Source organism: Kribbella koreensis, from assembly GCF_039525325.1.
GTDB lineage: Bacteria > Actinomycetota > Actinomycetes > Propionibacteriales > Kribbellaceae > Kribbella > Kribbella koreensis.
Window position 1 is genome coordinate 319,670 of the sequence record NZ_BAAAHK010000008.1, and the last position, 15,609, is coordinate 335,278.

Here is a 15,609-nt window from a genome sequence, read left to right on the forward strand (position 1 = left end):
AGGACCCCGTATGCCTGCTGCAGTTCCTCTTGCCCGAAGGGCCTTCCTGGCCCGGATCGGCGTTCTCGGCGCAGCACTGGGCGGGGGCGGGCTGCTGACACGCAGCCTGCTCAACCCCGCCGACGCCGCGACGAACCCGCTCCTTCCGCCCGCGGTCGACCTCGTCCGCCCTGTCCTCGCGGCACTGGCCCGCGACACCCTCAACGGTCTGACCGCCTTCTGCCTGCCCGGCCCGGACCAGTACTCCCGGACCCAGCGCGCCTCCAGCAGTACGCCGGGTGCGATGGAGGCCGGCGCGACCGACTTCATGATCGCCGCGCTCGACAACTTCGTCCCGTTCCCCGACGCGCTCGCCCAGCCGATCAGTGCCGCTCTGGTGACGGGACTGGCCGACACGGGCATCAGCCTGCCGGGCCTCGAAGTACTGCCGGCCGAGCTGCGCAGTCTCGACCGGGCGTTCGCGGCGATCCTGCACAGCGACGAGGCGATTCCGTTGTCATTCCCGATCGCCGGCCTGCTCAACCTGATGGCGACCCAGGTCAACCCGGCCGCCGTCAACGGCCCGCACCTGTCGCCGTTCGCGCGCCTCAGGTACGCCGAGAAGGCGAAGGCGTTCGAGCTGATCGAGAAGACCGACTCGGATCTGGTCGCGTTGCTGGACGTGCAGTTCCCCGAGCCGTTGAAGGAGTCCGTGTCCGGGCTGCTCAAGTTCGTCGGCGGCGCGCTGATCGAGTTCGGCACCTTCGGCGCGTACGGCGAGTTCGCGGTACTGGACCGGGAGACCAAGACGCTGCGCAAGCGGCCGGTCGGCTGGACCCTCACCGGTTACCAGCCGCACGGGCCCGTCGAGGGCTGGGACGACTTCATCGGCTACTACCAGGGGCGTAAAGAGGTGCACGACTGATGCGCGACGTGATCGTGATCGGAGCCGGCGGTGGTGGACCCGTGGTCGCCAAGGAGCTGGCCGCGAAGGGGCTCGACGTCCTGCTGCTCGAGGCCGGCCCGCGGCACGCGAAGCCGCGGGAGGAGTGGTCGACGTTCGAGGAGGATGCGAACAACCCACTCACCGGGTACTTCCGCCTCGGCCCGACGGACCGGTCCAAGCCCGCGTGGTACCGGGAATGGCCGCAGAACTCGTTCGTCTGGCAGCTGTCCGGTGTCGGCGGCACGACCCAGCACTTCTACGGCAACTACCCGCGTGCCTACCCGGGTGTCTTCAAGGGGTACGACGGCGCCGACCGCAACGAGTACGACGTGAACCACCGGTTCCCGTTCACGTACTCCGAAATGGTCCCGTACTTCGAATGGGTCGAGGCGATCATGCCCGTCCAGACGGCCGCGATGGGACACAAGGAGCAACTGTTCTTCAAGGGCGCCGAGACCCTCGGGCTGCCCGTCCAGACCACCAAGACGACGCTCAGGCAGTCGTACCGTCCGCAGGAGAACGCGATCCTGCAACCCGGCGGGACGGCCGGCAAGACCTCGGACAAGAACCTGCTCAACTACCCGCAGGCGACCGGTTGCACCTTCTGCGGCTACTGCTTCCAGGGCTGCATGCGGCCGAATGGTGCCCCACGCAACCAATTCGCCAAGCGCTCGACGGACAACAGCTACGTGCCGATGGCGTTGACGGCCGAGGTCTGGTCGCGTGGCGGCAAGCCGGTGGAGCTGATCGCCGACGCGTACGTGACCAGGGTGCACACGGAGTCGCGGCACGGAGTACTGACCGCGTCCGGTGTGACGTGGCGGGACAACGTGTCGGGTGACGAGCACCGCGAGGATGCCCGGGTCGTGGTGATGTCCGGTGGGTGCACGGAGAATCCGCGGTTGTGGTTCAACAGCGGGCTGCCGAACCAGAACGGCTGGGTCGGGCGTGGGTACACCGATCACTTCTTCGACTGGATGATCGGGTCGTTCGACGACTACACCGGCAACCCCAAGGGCGTCGGGTCGAGCGCGCGGCTGGACTACCCGCCGTACGGGGGACTGGAGAACGTCGGCCTGCCGCCGGCGCTGAACGCGTTCGCCGGCACGCTGTCGGACAGCGGGATCCGCGGCCAGTACAAGAACGGCCGCGGTCAGACCGGACCGTGGGACGGACCGGCCGGGCGGCTGATGGGGCCGGAGCTCAAGGAGTTGCTGGCCGGTGGCATCGACAAGCTGCTCACCGTGCTGGTGATCACCGACGACGACGTCGAGGCGCAGAACCGGGTCACCACGTCGGCGCTGCCGGCCGACGAGAACGGCCCGATCCCGAAGGTCACCTTCCAGCAGCGCAAGCGCACCAAGCGGACCCTGAACAACCGCGAGGTGATGGCGCGCAAGGCCGCCGAACTGCTGCGGGGTGCCGGTGCGAAGAAGGTCTACCGGATCGACTGGGCGCCGCTCATCCTGCACGTCCAGTCGTCGATGCGGATGGGCGAATCCGAACAGAACTCGGTCCTCGACCCCCGCGGCGAGACGCGTGCGGTCAAGCGTCTCTTCATCGCCGACAACTCGGCGCTGTCCAACGGCCTCGGCGGCCCCAACCCGACCCTCACCAGCCAGGCCCTGGCCACCCGCACCGCCGAGAAGATCTTCGAGACGTACTTCGACGGCGCCCCCTGGGTCCGCACGGAGAGCCCGGTGGTCTCCACCGACCCGCGGATCAGTGTGCGGCTGGGCCAGCTGGGGCTGTAGAAAGTTGATTTGAACCGATCCAGAAAACCTTACGTGCTGTTGGTCGAGGGCACTGAAGACCAACTACGAAAGGCTTTCCGATGTCTGTTCGCAAGTATGTCCTGCCAGCTGTCGTCACGGGCGTGGCGGCGTCGGTCGTCGTCGCCGGCGTCGCCTTCGCCCACGATGATCACTCCGCGCAGGACGCCATCGTCACCCACAACAGTCACCAGGCAGCCGATGCGGGACCGCCTGTCGCCGCTGCTGCCGGGAACAGCAAAGCTCCGGCGGTCTACCTCGCCGCCGGGCTGAGCGGGCGCAACGAGGTACCGGTCGCCGGCGGTCCGGCGGTCGGCGATCCGGACGGCCGCGCTACCGCCGTGGTCCGGATCAAGGGCGACCTGGTCTCGTACGCCGTGCGCTGGCAGAACATCACTGCCCCGAAGGCGTTCCACATCCATCAGGGCGCGGCCGGGACGAACGGCGGCGTCAAGATCGACTTCCTCGGCTCGGACATCCCGGCCGGAGCCTCGGCCGTGACCGGCACCGTCAAGGTGACCGACCAGGCGCTGCTCGACTCGATCCGGGCCAACCCGGCCGGCTTCTACCTGAACCTGCACACGGCCGAGTTCCCAGGCGGGGCCGTCCGTGGCCAGACGCACGCGTTGAGCCGCGCGGTCGACCTCAACGGCGTACTGAACGGCTCGGTCGCGGACAACCTGCAAGCTGTTGCTGACGGCAAGCAGGAGGTACCCGGCCCGAAGCCCTCCGGCGACAAGGACGGCCGTGCCGAGTGGTTGCTACAGGCAAGTGGTGACAAGGTCTCGTACGCGGCGGTCTGGAGCGGTATCGGCGCACCGACCAACGGGCACATCCACGCCGGCGCCAAGGGCGTCAACGGCGCGGTCGCGGCCGACCTGTTCGCCGACGCGGACGGCCTGCCTGCCTCGGTGACGGGCATCGCCGGTACGGCGACCGTCGGCGCCGAGCTGGCCGGTCAGCTGGCGAAGAATCCGGCCGGGTTCTACACCAACCTGCACACCGCCGAGTTCAGCGGCGGCGCCGTCCGCGGCCAACTGGCGAGGAACACCCACGGTCAGCCGCGCGCGGCGCAGGCGGCAGTCGTCGGTGGATCGCAGATCTACCGGTGCGTCGCGCAGCCCGGCGGCGGGTTCGCGTTCGGTCAGTTCGGTGTCGCGGCCGTCCTGCGGGAAGGCATCCTGCACTCGTTCTCGAAGCCGGTCGACGGCCCGCCGCAGTGGATCGCGCCGGACGGCACCGCGGTCACCGGCAAGCTGATCACTAAGTCGGCCAACGGCCAGGGCAACCTCCCGGAGCTGCTGCTGGACGCCAAGCAGGTCGGTGGCCGGTCCGGCATCCTCGCCGACAGCACCCAGATCCTGCGGCTGAACACGGTCGGCGGTGTCGCCCCGGCCGGCAGCTGCGACCCGGAGAAGGACGCCATCGCGACGGTTCCGTACCAGGCGGACTACCTCTTCCTCGGGTAAACCGTGTCCGTTTCGCGAACATCGGTGTCCGGGCAGGTCCTGCTGCCCGGGCACCGCTGTTCGTAGGCTCGGTAGTACCCGATCAGGAGGAATCCGAGATGACGATCACGCAGAGCCGGACGGATCTGCCGGCGCTGGCCACGCAGTATGCCGAGCAGGGCTTCGTACTGGTGAAAGGCCTGCTCAGCAAGGAAGAAGCGGCTGCCTACCGGGAGACCAGCCATGCGTTGCTGGCCCGGTTGAACCGGGACGACGACCCGACCTGGCAGTCGGCGATGGGGATGTCGGAGGCGAAGACGCGGCTGCAGCACCTGCACGACGCGCAGTTCTACGACGCGGCGTTCTCGAAGCTGCTGGTGGATCCGCGGTTCACGGATGTGGCCGCTGCGGTGATGGGTGTCGAGGACGTCCAGCTGCATCACACCAAGCTGTTCGTGAAGCCGCCGGAGAACGGGTCGCCGTTCCCGTTGCACCAGGACTACCCGTTCTTCCCGCACAAGTACCATCGGGTCGGCGCCGCCATCTTCCACTTCGACGACGCGCCGGAGGAGAAGGGATGCGTGCGGGTGATCCCGGGCAGCCACCTCGCGGGGCCCCGTGAGCACGACCCGGAGGGGTCGTTCCACCTTCCCGACGTACCGTTCGAAGACGCCGTACCGCAGCCTGCCGAGGCCGGTGACGTCCTCTTCTTCACCTACCTGACCGTCCACGGCTCCGGCGTGAACGTCAGCAGCGAACCCCGGACGACCTGGCTGGTCCAGTACCGCGACCCGTCCGACCCGCCGACCGTGAAGACCCACGATCACTCACTCGGGCAGGGCATGATCCTGCGTGGAATCGACCCGACCGGCCGAGGATCGGTCTGACCGCTGTGTGGACCGGACCGGATCTAGGCTGCGGCCCATGCAATCCAGCTGGACTCCAGCCGACCCTGCCACCCGCCCCGCTCCGCTCTGGGTGATGTTGTTGCCTCTGATCATCGGGGGGCTCTTCGTCGGGTACCTCGGCGTCAGTTCGGTCGTGGACACCTACCACTTGCAGGTCCGTGGCGTGTCCGTGACAACGGATCTGGTGACAGTGACCGACCCGGTGGGCAAAGGCTCCACGAGAGTCGATGTCTGGTTCAAGACGGCCGACGGACACTTGGCCGAGGCGCGGTTGGAGCGGTATCGCAACGTGGAATCGCACCAGGAGATTCAGGTGGAGTACGACCCTGAGCACCCGGAGAACGCTCAGCAGCTCGGGATGGGCTACGCCTACCGCTACCTGGGCAGTGTCGGTCTGCTCCTGCTGTCCGCGCTGACTCTGTGGGGGACCGGGTTCCTCATCGTCTCCAGCCGTAGGAGGTATGGGCGTTGGCGTTGAGTCTCGCGGCTGTCGCGGATGCGGAGCGGTTCGTTGATCTCTCGGGGCTGTTGGAGTCCTGTGAGGTCGGCGAGTTCCGTGCGGACTTTGTGAGCTGGGGGCACTACCGGCCGGAGTACTGGCGGAACTACTGGCACAGCCATTCCTTCTACGAGGTGTGCCTGGCCTATGAAGGGGAGGGGCGGTTCAACTGCGGGGCGGCGGAGTACGACGTCAGCGCGGGCGACCTGTTCCTGGCACGGCCGGGGGATGTGCATGAGATCGAGTCCAGCCGGTCGGCGCCGCTGGGGATCGCCTTCTGGGGGTTCACCTTCCGCCCGACGACGGTTGTCTCCGGCACCGGGTGGTGGTCGGGGCTGAATCGGCCTGACGGGCCAGTGATGTCGCGAGAGCTGGGTGGGCTGCCTGCTGTCGTCACTGCTTTGGCAGCGGAGGCTTCTGAGCCGCGATCCGGGTATGGCGAGGCAGTGGCGGCTCTGGGGGCTGCGCTGGTGCTGGACACGGCGCGGGCGTTCGCGCTCGACCAGGATCTCTCGGTGGCTCCCGTAGTACGGGAGAGAGGGCTGGTGGTGGTTGAGGCGATGCAGCGGCACCTGCTGGACAACCTGGCTCGCCCGGTGACCGTGCGGGAGGTGGCGGCCGCAGTACACCTGTCGGAGCGGCATGCGGAGCGGCTCTTCCGGCAGGTGGTCGGGGCGTCGATGATGTCGACGCTGCGGCGGATGCGACTGGAGCTGGCCGCGCAGCTGCTGTTCGACCCTGCGTACACGGTGACCGAGGTGGCGCGGGCCTGCGGGTACTCCGACGTACGGCCGTTCTCCACTGCGTTCAAGCGGCACTACGGCCGTACGCCGGGGGAGTACCGCCGTACGGGCGGTACCTCCTTCGTATCCGGCTAGTTCGGGCTAGAAGGAGACCTGCTCGGTGCTGTCGGTCCGGAGTACAGACTCCTGCAGGAACTGCTTCTCGTACTTGCTGCGGATCTCCTCGATCTTCTTGCTGCTCTCGTCCTGCCCGTCGAGCGGGTAGAGCAGCACGACGACCTTGGAGCGCTCCTTGACGATCTTGCCGTCCTCGCCCTTCCACTGCCCGTTGCCGGCCAGCACGGTGAGGCCGTCGGGGAAGCGCGGCGTGACGACGTCGTTCACGAACCGGCTGAACTGGTGCTCGGTCACGTCCGGGCCGGGCTTGTCGGTCCCGAAGAACAGCTCGGTCCGGACCCAGGTGTCCCCGACGAGCTTGACCGTCGCCGGCTGCTTGTCGTCGCCGTGGGCCTGGTTGAGGGCGACAGCGGTCGGGGTAGCCAGCGCGGTCACCACCAGGGCGGCGGTAGCGGTCTTCTTGGCGATATGCATCATGGCGACGACGCTAAAAGCGTCCACGGCCCGCTGGGGCAGGATCCGCTGGATGCTGGCCTGGTGGTCCCGGGAGTGTGCCCGTTCGGCCTGCCCGCGGGGATGCGCTAATCTGGTGGTATGCGAGTGACCCTGCTCCTTAGTTAGCCGTACTGGCGCCTTCTGAGCGCTGACCAGTACGGCGTCCCCTCCTGCGTGAGGGGCTTTTTCATTTCTGGCAGGGTTCCCATGACATCTCTAGGACGCAGGAGTACGACGGTGAGCGAGCAGGTGGAGCACGAGGCGGACGACGCGATCGACCGCGGCGGCTATGACTTCAATGCCATGCAGGCCAAGTGGCGGCCGGTGTGGGAGAAGCTCGACCCGTTCAAGGCGCGTGACGACGGCAAGTCCGAGCGCCGGTACGCGCTGACGATGTTCTCCTACCCGTCCGGCGACCTGCACATGGGCCACGGCGAGGTGTTCGCGCTGCACGACGTGCTGTCCCGGTTCTGGTTCCAGCAAGGCTACGACGTGCTGAACCCGATCGGCTGGGACTCCTTCGGGCTGCCCGCCGAGAACGCGGCGATCAAGCGCAACGAGCACCCGGCGACGTACACGTACGCCAACATCGAGACCCAGGCGGAGTCGATCCGGCGGTACGCGCTGAGCTTCGACTGGTCCCGGCGGCTGCACACGTCCGACCCGGAGTACTACCGGTGGACCCAGTGGCTGTTCCTGCGGTTCTTCGAGAAGGGGCTGGCGTACCGCAAGGCGTCGTACGTGAACTGGTGCCCCAACGACCAGACGGTGCTGGCCAACGAGCAGGTCGTCCAGGGCCGCTGCGAGCGCTGCGGCTTCGAGGTGACCAAGCGCGAGCTGACCCAGTGGTACTTCAAGACCACCGACTACGCCCAGCGGCTGCTGGACGATATGGACCAGCTGCAGTGGCCGGAAGAGATCCTGCTGCAGCAGCGGAACTGGATCGGCCGGTCCGAGGGTGCCTTCACCGGCTTCAAGGTCGAGGGGCGTGAAGAGCCGATCAAGGTCTTCACCACCCGCCCGGACACGCTGTTCGGGGCCACCTTCCTGGTCGTCGCGCCGGACTCCAAGCTGGCCGCGGACCTGGTCACGCCGGATCAGCAGGAGGCCTTCGACGAGTACCTGAAGGCCGTCAAGGCGTCGACCGAGATCGAGCGGCTGAGCACCGACCGGGAGAAGACCGGTGTCTTCCTGGGCTCCTACGCGACCAACCCGGTGACCGGTGAGCGGATTCCGATCTGGGCCGCCGACTACGTGCTGTCCGACTACGGCACCGGCGCGATCATGGCCGTCCCCGGCCAGGACTCGCGCGACTGGGAGTTCGCCGAGAAGTTCGGCCTGCCGATCGTCCGTACCGTCCAGCCGGAAGAGGGCTTCGACGGCAAGGCGTTCACCGGCGACGGCCCGGCGATCAACAGCTCCAACGCGGAGATCAGCCTGGACGGGCTGGGCGTCACCGAGGCCAAGTCGGCGATCATCGACTGGCTGGAGGACAAGGGCCTGGGCGAGCGGACGATCAACTACCGGCTGCGCGACTGGCTGCTGAGCCGGCAGCGCTACTGGGGTGCGCCGATCCCGATCATCCACTGCCCGGTCGACGGCGAAGTACCGGTACCTGACGACCAGCTGCCCGTCGAGCTGCCGGACCTGCGGGGTGCGGCTCTCGCTCCCCGGGGTGTCTCGCCCCTGGCGTCGGCCCGCGACTGGGTCGAGGTCAGCTGCCCGAAGTGTGGTGGGCCCGCCGAGCGGGACACCGACACGATGGACACCTTCGTCGACTCGTCCTGGTACTTCCTGCGCTACATCTCGCCGGACTACACCGAGGGCCCGTTCGACCGGGCCGCGGCGGACCGCTGGATGCCGACGTATCAGTACGTCGGTGGCAAGGAACATGCCGTACTGCACCTGCTGTACGCGCGGTTCTTCGTCAAGGCGCTGCACGACATGGGCATGCTGGACGCCACCGAGCCCTTCACCCGGCTGCTGAACCAGGGCCAGGTGATCAACGAGGGCAAGGCGATGAGCAAGTCGCTGGGCAACGGCGTGAACCTGGGTGACCAGCTGGACGCCTTCGGGGTCGACGCGGTCCGGCTGACGATGGTCTTCGCCGGTCCGCCGGACGACGACATCGACTGGGCCGACATGTCCCCGGGCGGGTCGCTGAAGTTCCTGCAGCGGGCCTGGCGGCTGAGCGGGTCGGTCGAGTCTCCGGTCGGCGTCGACTTCTCGACGGGTGACCTGGCGCTGCGCAAGCTGACCCACAAGGCGGTGCACGACGCGACCGAGCTGATCGAGTCGTACCGGTTCAACGTGATGGTCGCCCGGACGATGGAGCTGGTGAACGCCACCCGCAAGGCGATCGACTCCGGTCCGGGGGCGGCCGACCCGGCCGTCCGCGAGGCGGTCGAGGCGGTGGCGGTCCTGCTGAGCCTGGTCGCGCCGTACACGGCCGAGGACATGTGGGAGAACCTGGGTCACGAGCCCACGGTCGCCAAGGCCGGCTGGCCGAAGGTCGACCCGGCGCTGCTGGTCGAGGACTCGGTCATCGCGATCGTCCAGATCGCCGGCAAGGTGAAGGACCGGCTGGAGGTGTCGCCCGACATCTCCGATGCCGACCTGGAGCAGCTGGCGCTGGCGTCCGAGGCGGTCCAGAAGGCTCTGGACGGCCGGGGAACCCGCAAGGTCATCGTCCGCGCGCCGAAGCTGGTCAACATCGTCCCTGCCTGAGACGCTGCACGGATGCGTTCAGAGCTGATCGACATCTCAACCGGCGGCCGCGAGGTCGTGTTCGATCTGACCAGCCGGTGTGAGCAGTTCGTCGCCGCTGAGGCCCACCAGGCCCAGGGCGACGGACTGCTCCATCTGTTCGTCCCGCACGCGACTGCCGGGATCGCGATCCTCGAGACGGGTGCGGGGAGCGATACGGATCTGCTCGCAGTACTGGAGGAGCTGCTGCCTCGCGACTTCCGCTGGCAGCACCGGCACGGTACGCCGGGGCACGGGCGCGATCACGTGCTGCCCGCGCTGATCCCGCCGTACGCGTCGATCCCGGTGATCGGCGGGCGGCTCGCGCTCGGCACCTGGCAGTCGATCTGTCTGGTCGACACCAATGTGGACAATCCCCAACGCCAGGTGCGGCTTTCCTGGTTGCCGAGTTAGCTGTCTTTTCAATTGACTCGCGGATTGTTCGTTACTTATTGCGATGTTGCCGAATGCGTTACGTATGCGAAACACGTCTCCGCTTGAATACTCGGCATGGCGGCCCTGGAGAACCTGCGTGAGCACTGGCTCGTGGTTGGTACCGAGCTCCTGGTCCGCGCGACCCGGAGTATTTGCGACGGCAGTCTGCTGAATGCGGAAACGGGCCGTGCCGATACCCGGGCGCGGATCGAGGAATGGTCCTCGGTGCTGTCTTTGTATACACCGGTGAATGAAGCGGATTCAGTGCGCGTCAGTGCCTGACGCGGCAATCAATCGCTTGTCTTCGACGCGTCCCTCCACCCCATCGCCTTCGTTTTTCTGCTTGTCCGCACTCTGGTCACTGGGTGCATACGGCGCCGACGCCCCTGTCACGCTATGTTGTGGGGGGACTGTGAGGCTCTGAATGGGGTGACGGGCTTTGTCGGACGCGGATGGCCGGGCTGAGGGAAGGCGTGGTTTTGCCGATCTCTTGCTTGACCTGAGGGTCCAGGCAGGACTGTCGCAGGAGGAGCTGGCCGACAAGGCCGGGCTCAGCGTGAGGACCATCCGCGAGCTCGAAGCCGGCCGGGTCGCCCGGCCTCGCAAGGATTCCGTCCGCCTGCTGGCCGAGGGGCTCGGGCTGCGTGACGGCGACGCGCTGCAGTTCTTGGCGGCGGCCGGGCATGCGACGGTACGGCCGGTCATCGCGGTCGCTGACGCGGCGCCTTCGGGGTTGCGGTGGCGAGGTACGCGACCGATCCCGGATGGTCTCGTCGGGCGCGATGACGAGCTGGCGGAGATCGAGACGCTGCTGCGGCAGAACCGGCTGGTGACGCTGGTCGGGCCGGGCGGCGTCGGCAAGACGGAGCTCGCGCTGGCGGCTGCCGATCGGGTCTCGTCGGTGGACACGGCCGTGGTGGTCGTCGACCTGACGACGGTGCAGCGCGATGCCGCCGTACCGTCGGCGATTCTCGACGCGTTCGGGACGGCGCCGGGGACCTCGGATCTCGATGACGTGCTGTCCGGGCGCAAGCCGGGTGACCTGGTGATCGTCGAGGACAACGCCGAGCACGTGCTGGACGGGGTCGCGACCGTGGCGAACCGGATGGTGCGGAGCTTCCCGGGGATCGGCGTACTGGTGACTTCGCGGATTCCGCTCGGGTTGCCGGACGAGGTCGTCCGCCGGGTGCAGGTGCTCGGCGTACCGGCCAACGACAAGGATCTGGACGAGATCGCGTCGTCGCCGGCGGTGGAGATGTTCTGCCGGAGGGCGGCCCGGGTGCGGCCCGACTTCGCGCTGACCGCTGAGAACGCGGCCACGGTGGCTCGGCTTTGCCAGCGGCTGGATGGGTTGCCGTTGGCTTTGGAGCTGGCGGCGGCGCGGGCCGGGTCGTTGTCGGTGGAGACGATTCTGGCGGCGCTGGACGATCGGTTCCGGTTGCTCTCTGGGCCGCGGCGGTTCGGGGCACCGCATCAGCGGACGCTGGCGGACACGATCGCGTGGAGCGTCGACGCGCTGTCGGATCCCGCGCGGCAGTTGCTGTATCGCGCGTCGATGCTGGGGTCGCCGTTCACCTTGGACGCTGTGGTGGGGGTGTGTACCGGGGAGCCGATCGACGCGCTGGACGTGCCGATGCTGCTCGCCGAGTTGGTGGACAAGTCGCTGCTGCAGCCGGTGCACGAATTCGAGGCGTTGTACGGCGCTCGGTACAAGATGCTCGAGACGATCCGCGAGCACGCCTATGCGGGGTTGTCGTCGCAGGGGTCCGACCTGGTCGAGTTCAAGGATCGGACGGTCGCGTGGTGCTCGACGTACGTCGAGGGGCTGGACGGCGCCTGGTCGAGTCCGGACCGCGAACGGCGGTACCGGGCGGCCAACGCGAACTCGGCGACCTTCGAGGTGGCGCTGGAGCGTGCCTCGGCACTGGGGGACTGGGACACGGCTGCTGCGATCGTGCTCGGCTTCCGGATCGCGTGGCAGTACCAGGCGAGTCTGGCCGAGAGCGGGATCCAGTGGGCGAGCGTCTGCGCGGAGAACGTCCAGGACAAAGAGGTCAGCGGCCGGCTGCTCGCTATCGCGGGGCGGCTGTCCAACCTGACCGGTGACGTCCGCGCTGCCCGCCGGTACTACGGGGAGGCGCGCAACCTCATCTCGCCGTCCTCGGAGATGGGGCTGATGGCTCGTGGCGGGTGGGTGTCCTCCGGGTCGCTGCTGCTCGACACGGTGAGCCTCGCGGAGATCCCGACGCTGGTGGAGGACGCGATCAAGCACGGGGACGTGCAGCGCTCTGCGACGGTACAGGCGATCTGTGGGCTGGCGCTGGCCCGCTGGGGGCGGCTACCCGAGGCCAAGGAGCTGCTGCTCGCCTGGGAGGCTGCGCTGGTCAATCCCGGGGTGTATCCGGATGAGATCGCGTACATGGCTTTGAGCCGGGTCGAGCTGGAGCTGGGGAACCTGGCGGAGGCCCGGCGGTGGGCTGAGCTGGCGCGGGACAGCCAGGCGTCGGATGACCCGGAGCGGACCAAAGTGGCCGGGTGCCTGGCGATGGTGGAGTTCCAGGCCGGGCGGTTCGAATTGGCGCAGGCGCTGATCGATGAGGCCGATGCTGACATCCGGGGGCACCGGGGGTACTTCGACTACCTGGTGATGCTCTACCGGAGTCGGCTGGCCCGGCGTACAGGGGATCTGGAGCAGGCCAGGTCGTCCATCCGGGACGCCGTGAACCGGTTGCTGCTCGAAGGCCGGGTTGTGTACCTGCTGGACGTCATGCCCGAGGCTGTGGCTGTGCTGCATGGGTTGGGGCAGCATGAGCAGGCTGATGCGCTCTGTGGGCAGCTACTGGCCTGGCAGCGGACGATGGACCCGCCGATGCTGCCTACGGCGTGGGCAGTGCTCCAGGAGTCCTGCGAGAGCGCTCCGGTGGCGCAGGGCTGGCCATTGCCGGACCCTGCCGAGGCTGCTCGCCATATGGCCGACGATCTGCTCGCGGCGCTCTCCTAACCCGCCTCGCTGCGCCCTCTCGACCTCCGCGGTAGCCGCGTACGTAGTACCGGCTGCCTCTTGCTGTGCGCTGGCGCGTGACGAGCTTCGTTGTGTTTCGTGACGCCGATCGGCGGAAGCTGCCGGGGAACTGCCGGTACTTCTGCCTCGTCCGGACATGCTCGCCGGAACCAGAATTACAGCCGTAGGACAGGTTCCACGAGACAGAGTTCCGAGACCGGGATTCGAGCGATACGGGAGGGAGGCGATGACCATGAAGAGGCAATCATGGCTCGCCGGACTGCCGGGCAGCTCTTCGAACCCGGAGCAGGCGACGCGGAGGACATCTTGCAGCCGGTCGGTGGGGGCGCCGAACAACTGCCGAGATCTCCGGAGTGCTGACTCGTGCGGAGCTGTCCTACCTCACACCGGGGGCCGTGCACCGTCAGGGCACGTGACCCGGGGCGGGGTCCCAGCAGCGACCAGGCACACGACACAGGGGACGAGTGCCGGTCCGGTCGACACGGGGAAGCCGGCGGGTTTGGTCACCTGCCGGTGGGTCGACCGCTGGGGCTCCCCGGGGGGATTGCGGTGAGACGCACAGGGGACGGCTCACTGCGCCGCCGGTACCACGCCAAGTGAGCTGACACCGAGGGGGAGTCAGCTCAACCGCGAGGTGGAGGACCACACAGGGGATGGTCCCTCCACCTCGCCACGGCGTCCACAAGCAGCCCAGCCGGCCACCACCAGCCGACTGGGCTCGTGACGCTCGGCGTCACACCCACAGGCGGGTTGGCCGGTGCAACGGCCAACCCGCTGGTGTTATTTGCCGAGCACTGCCGCTTTGTCGAAGGCGTAGCCGACCATCCAGTGGGGTTGGAGACGGCAGTAGGCGATCTCGTCGGCCCAGGTCGAGGGTGAGCTGCCGTAGTGGGCCACCAGGTGCGCCTCGATCTCGGCGAAGTCGGGGTGGTCGGTGGTGAGGAACTCGACCTGGCCGTGGCTGAAGACGCCGAGTCGCTCGCCATCGACGTACGAGATGCTTGCGGCCGGTCTGACCCTCAATTGGCGCACCTTGGCCGCCTGGGCCGACGTCGTGAACACCCACCGAGCGTGCAGGAAGTGCCCGTCGACGGCGCTGATCCTCGGCTCGCCCTTCGCTGTCACGGTGGCCAGGTTGAGCACGCACATGCCTTGCAGGAGCTGGACCAGCTCGTCGGCAGTCAGGCGGCGCTCGTCGTTGATGATCTCCCGCAGATGCTCCGTGGAGCGTCCGTAGGCCGCCTCGAGCAGCCGTTGCAGTTCGGCGACTTCCTCGCTCGTCTCCTTCATTGACCGAGTCTGACACCAGGCGCCGACGAAAACTGTCCGGTAACCTCGCTGCATGTCAGCCCGCGTCCACGTCGTCACCGACTCCACTGCGGGTCTGTCGGCGCACGAGGTGCTCCGGCTCCCGCTGACCGTCGTACCGCTGCAGGTGGTGATCGGCGGGACGGCGTACGACGACGGCGCGACCAGCTCGGACGCGGTCGCCGAGGCGCTCAAGACGTTCACGCCGGTGTCGACCAGCCGGCCGGCTCCGCAGTCGTTCGCGGACACGTACGCCGAGTGTGCCGCGGCCGGCGCCGAGTCGATCGTGTCGATCCACCTGTCGGGCGACATGTCGGGGACGTTCGAAGCGGCGATGATCGGGGCCAAGGAGTCGCCGATCCCGGTGCGGGTGGTCGATTCGCGGTCGCTGGGGATGGGGTTGGGGTTCCCGGTGCTTGCCGCTGCTTTGGCTGCTGCCGACGGCGCTGATCAGGCGGGGGTCGAGGCGGCTGCTCGGGAGCGGATGGCGGCTGTTTCGTCGTACTTCTATGTCGACACGCTCGAGTACCTGCGCCGCGGCGGGCGGATCGGGGCGGCGCAGGCGCTGCTCGGTACTGCGCTCGCGGTCAAGCCGCTGCTGACCATCAGCGGCGGGCGGATCGTACCGCTGGAGAAGGTCCGTACTTCGAGTCGCGCGATCGCTCGACTGGCTGACATCGCGGTCCAACGGGCCGGCGACGGGCCGGTTCAGGTCGCGGTCCATCACCTCGCCAACCTGGACAAGGCCCATACGTTGGCGGATGGTCTTGCGGAGCGCCTTCCGCAAGCGGATGAGATCGTGCTGCGCGAGGTCGGAGCAGTAATCGGCGCCCACGTGGGGCCCGGCATGCTCGCCGTCGTAATAGCCCCCCGCTGACTGCTGACCCGCTGCCCATTGACCCGCTACCCACTGACTGCTGCGCGTCTGGCGGGCACACGTCCTGCTGCGCGTCTGGCGGGCACACGTCGGCCGGGCCACATGTCGCCCCGCCAGACGCACCCTGCTTCACCTCCACGCTGATTCCCGCCGGCTTCCCCGCACTTCCGCCCCAAGCTCCCGCAATCGGCACGGCTCGCTGCGCCGCCCCTCACGCGGGGCGGGAGGAACGTCGCTCGTCATCACGCCCCCGCTGACACCGCCCCCACCGCTGCTGCCGCGTCGCTGCCGCGTCGCCGTCGGAGTGGTTTGGTG

13 protein-coding genes are annotated in these 15,609 nt (G+C 68.1%); 11 read left to right on the top strand and 2 right to left on the bottom strand.

The genetic code is table 11. From position 1 onward, the window contains the following. Window positions 1–10 precede the first annotated feature (10 nt). From ABD116_RS19580 to ABD116_RS19605, 6 genes are all read left to right on the top strand, one after another. The gene (locus tag ABD116_RS19580; protein ID WP_343971842.1) at window positions 11–904 is read left to right on the top strand and encodes a hypothetical protein; all 894 of its coding nucleotides are present in this window, start codon (window positions 11–13) and stop codon (window positions 902–904) included. Beyond that, window positions 904–2,679: a GMC family oxidoreductase N-terminal domain-containing protein gene (locus ABD116_RS19585; RefSeq protein ID WP_343971844.1), complete on the top strand. Its 1,776-nt coding sequence runs from the start codon at window positions 904–906 to the stop codon at window positions 2,677–2,679. The genes ABD116_RS19580 and ABD116_RS19585 overlap by 1 nt, the downstream gene beginning before the upstream one ends. Before the next feature lie 80 nt (window positions 2,680–2,759). Then, the gene (locus ABD116_RS19590; RefSeq protein WP_343971846.1) at window positions 2,760–4,166 is read left to right on the top strand and encodes a CHRD domain-containing protein; all 1,407 of its coding nucleotides are present in this window, start codon (window positions 2,760–2,762) and stop codon (window positions 4,164–4,166) included. Window positions 4,167–4,264: 98 nt separating this feature from the next. Beyond that, window positions 4,265–5,032 (top strand): phytanoyl-CoA dioxygenase family protein, encoded by a 768-nt coding sequence (locus ABD116_RS19595; protein ID WP_343971848.1) that lies wholly within the window; start codon window positions 4,265–4,267, stop codon window positions 5,030–5,032. A 37-nt stretch (window positions 5,033–5,069) separates the two neighbouring features. Then, entirely contained in the window at window positions 5,070–5,531 is a 462-nt protein-coding gene (locus ABD116_RS19600) for a DUF3592 domain-containing protein (RefSeq protein ID WP_343971850.1), read from the top strand. Continuing rightward, the gene (locus tag ABD116_RS19605) at window positions 5,522–6,430 is read left to right on the top strand and encodes an AraC family transcriptional regulator (RefSeq protein WP_343971852.1); all 909 of its coding nucleotides are present in this window, start codon (window positions 5,522–5,524) and stop codon (window positions 6,428–6,430) included. Before ABD116_RS19600 ends, ABD116_RS19605 begins: the two co-directional genes overlap by 10 nt. A 6-nt stretch (window positions 6,431–6,436) precedes the next feature. On the opposite strand, the gene ABD116_RS19610 is transcribed toward ABD116_RS19605, so the two are convergent. Then, window positions 6,437–6,889 (bottom strand): DUF3574 domain-containing protein, encoded by a 453-nt coding sequence (locus ABD116_RS19610; RefSeq protein ID WP_343971854.1) that lies wholly within the window; start codon window positions 6,887–6,889, stop codon window positions 6,437–6,439. 225 nt (window positions 6,890–7,114) lie between these two features. Here ABD116_RS19610 and leuS point away from each other — a divergent pair, with 225 nt between their 5' ends. The 4 genes from leuS to ABD116_RS19630 all read left to right on the top strand — a co-directional run bounded on the left by leuS (window position 7,115) and on the right by ABD116_RS19630 (window position 13,088). Next, window positions 7,115–9,634, top strand: a complete 2,520-nt coding sequence (gene leuS / locus ABD116_RS19615; RefSeq protein WP_425552101.1) for a leucine--tRNA ligase — start codon at window positions 7,115–7,117, stop codon at window positions 9,632–9,634. Between the two features lie 12 nt (window positions 9,635–9,646). Beyond that, window positions 9,647–10,066: a YjbQ family protein gene (locus ABD116_RS19620; protein ID WP_343971858.1), complete on the top strand. Its 420-nt coding sequence runs from the start codon at window positions 9,647–9,649 to the stop codon at window positions 10,064–10,066. A gap of 96 nt (window positions 10,067–10,162) precedes the next feature. Continuing rightward, window positions 10,163–10,369 (top strand): hypothetical protein, encoded by a 207-nt coding sequence (locus ABD116_RS19625; protein ID WP_343971860.1) that lies wholly within the window; start codon window positions 10,163–10,165, stop codon window positions 10,367–10,369. A 208-nt stretch (window positions 10,370–10,577) separates the two neighbouring features. Continuing rightward, on the top strand, window positions 10,578–13,088 hold the full coding sequence (locus ABD116_RS19630) for an ATP-binding protein (protein WP_343971862.1): 2,511 nt from the start codon (window positions 10,578–10,580) through the stop codon (window positions 13,086–13,088). A gap of 801 nt (window positions 13,089–13,889) precedes the next feature. Here the strand turns inward: ABD116_RS19630 and ABD116_RS19635 are convergent. Continuing rightward, window positions 13,890–14,399, bottom strand: coding sequence for a pyridoxamine 5'-phosphate oxidase family protein (locus tag ABD116_RS19635; RefSeq protein ID WP_343971864.1), 510 nt, complete (start codon window positions 14,397–14,399; stop codon window positions 13,890–13,892). A gap of 52 nt (window positions 14,400–14,451) precedes the next feature. Between ABD116_RS19635 and ABD116_RS19640 the strand changes: the two genes are divergently transcribed. Next, window positions 14,452–15,294, top strand: coding sequence for a DegV family protein (locus ABD116_RS19640; RefSeq protein ID WP_343971866.1), 843 nt, complete (start codon window positions 14,452–14,454; stop codon window positions 15,292–15,294). The last annotated feature ends 315 nt before the right edge of the window (window positions 15,295–15,609 follow it).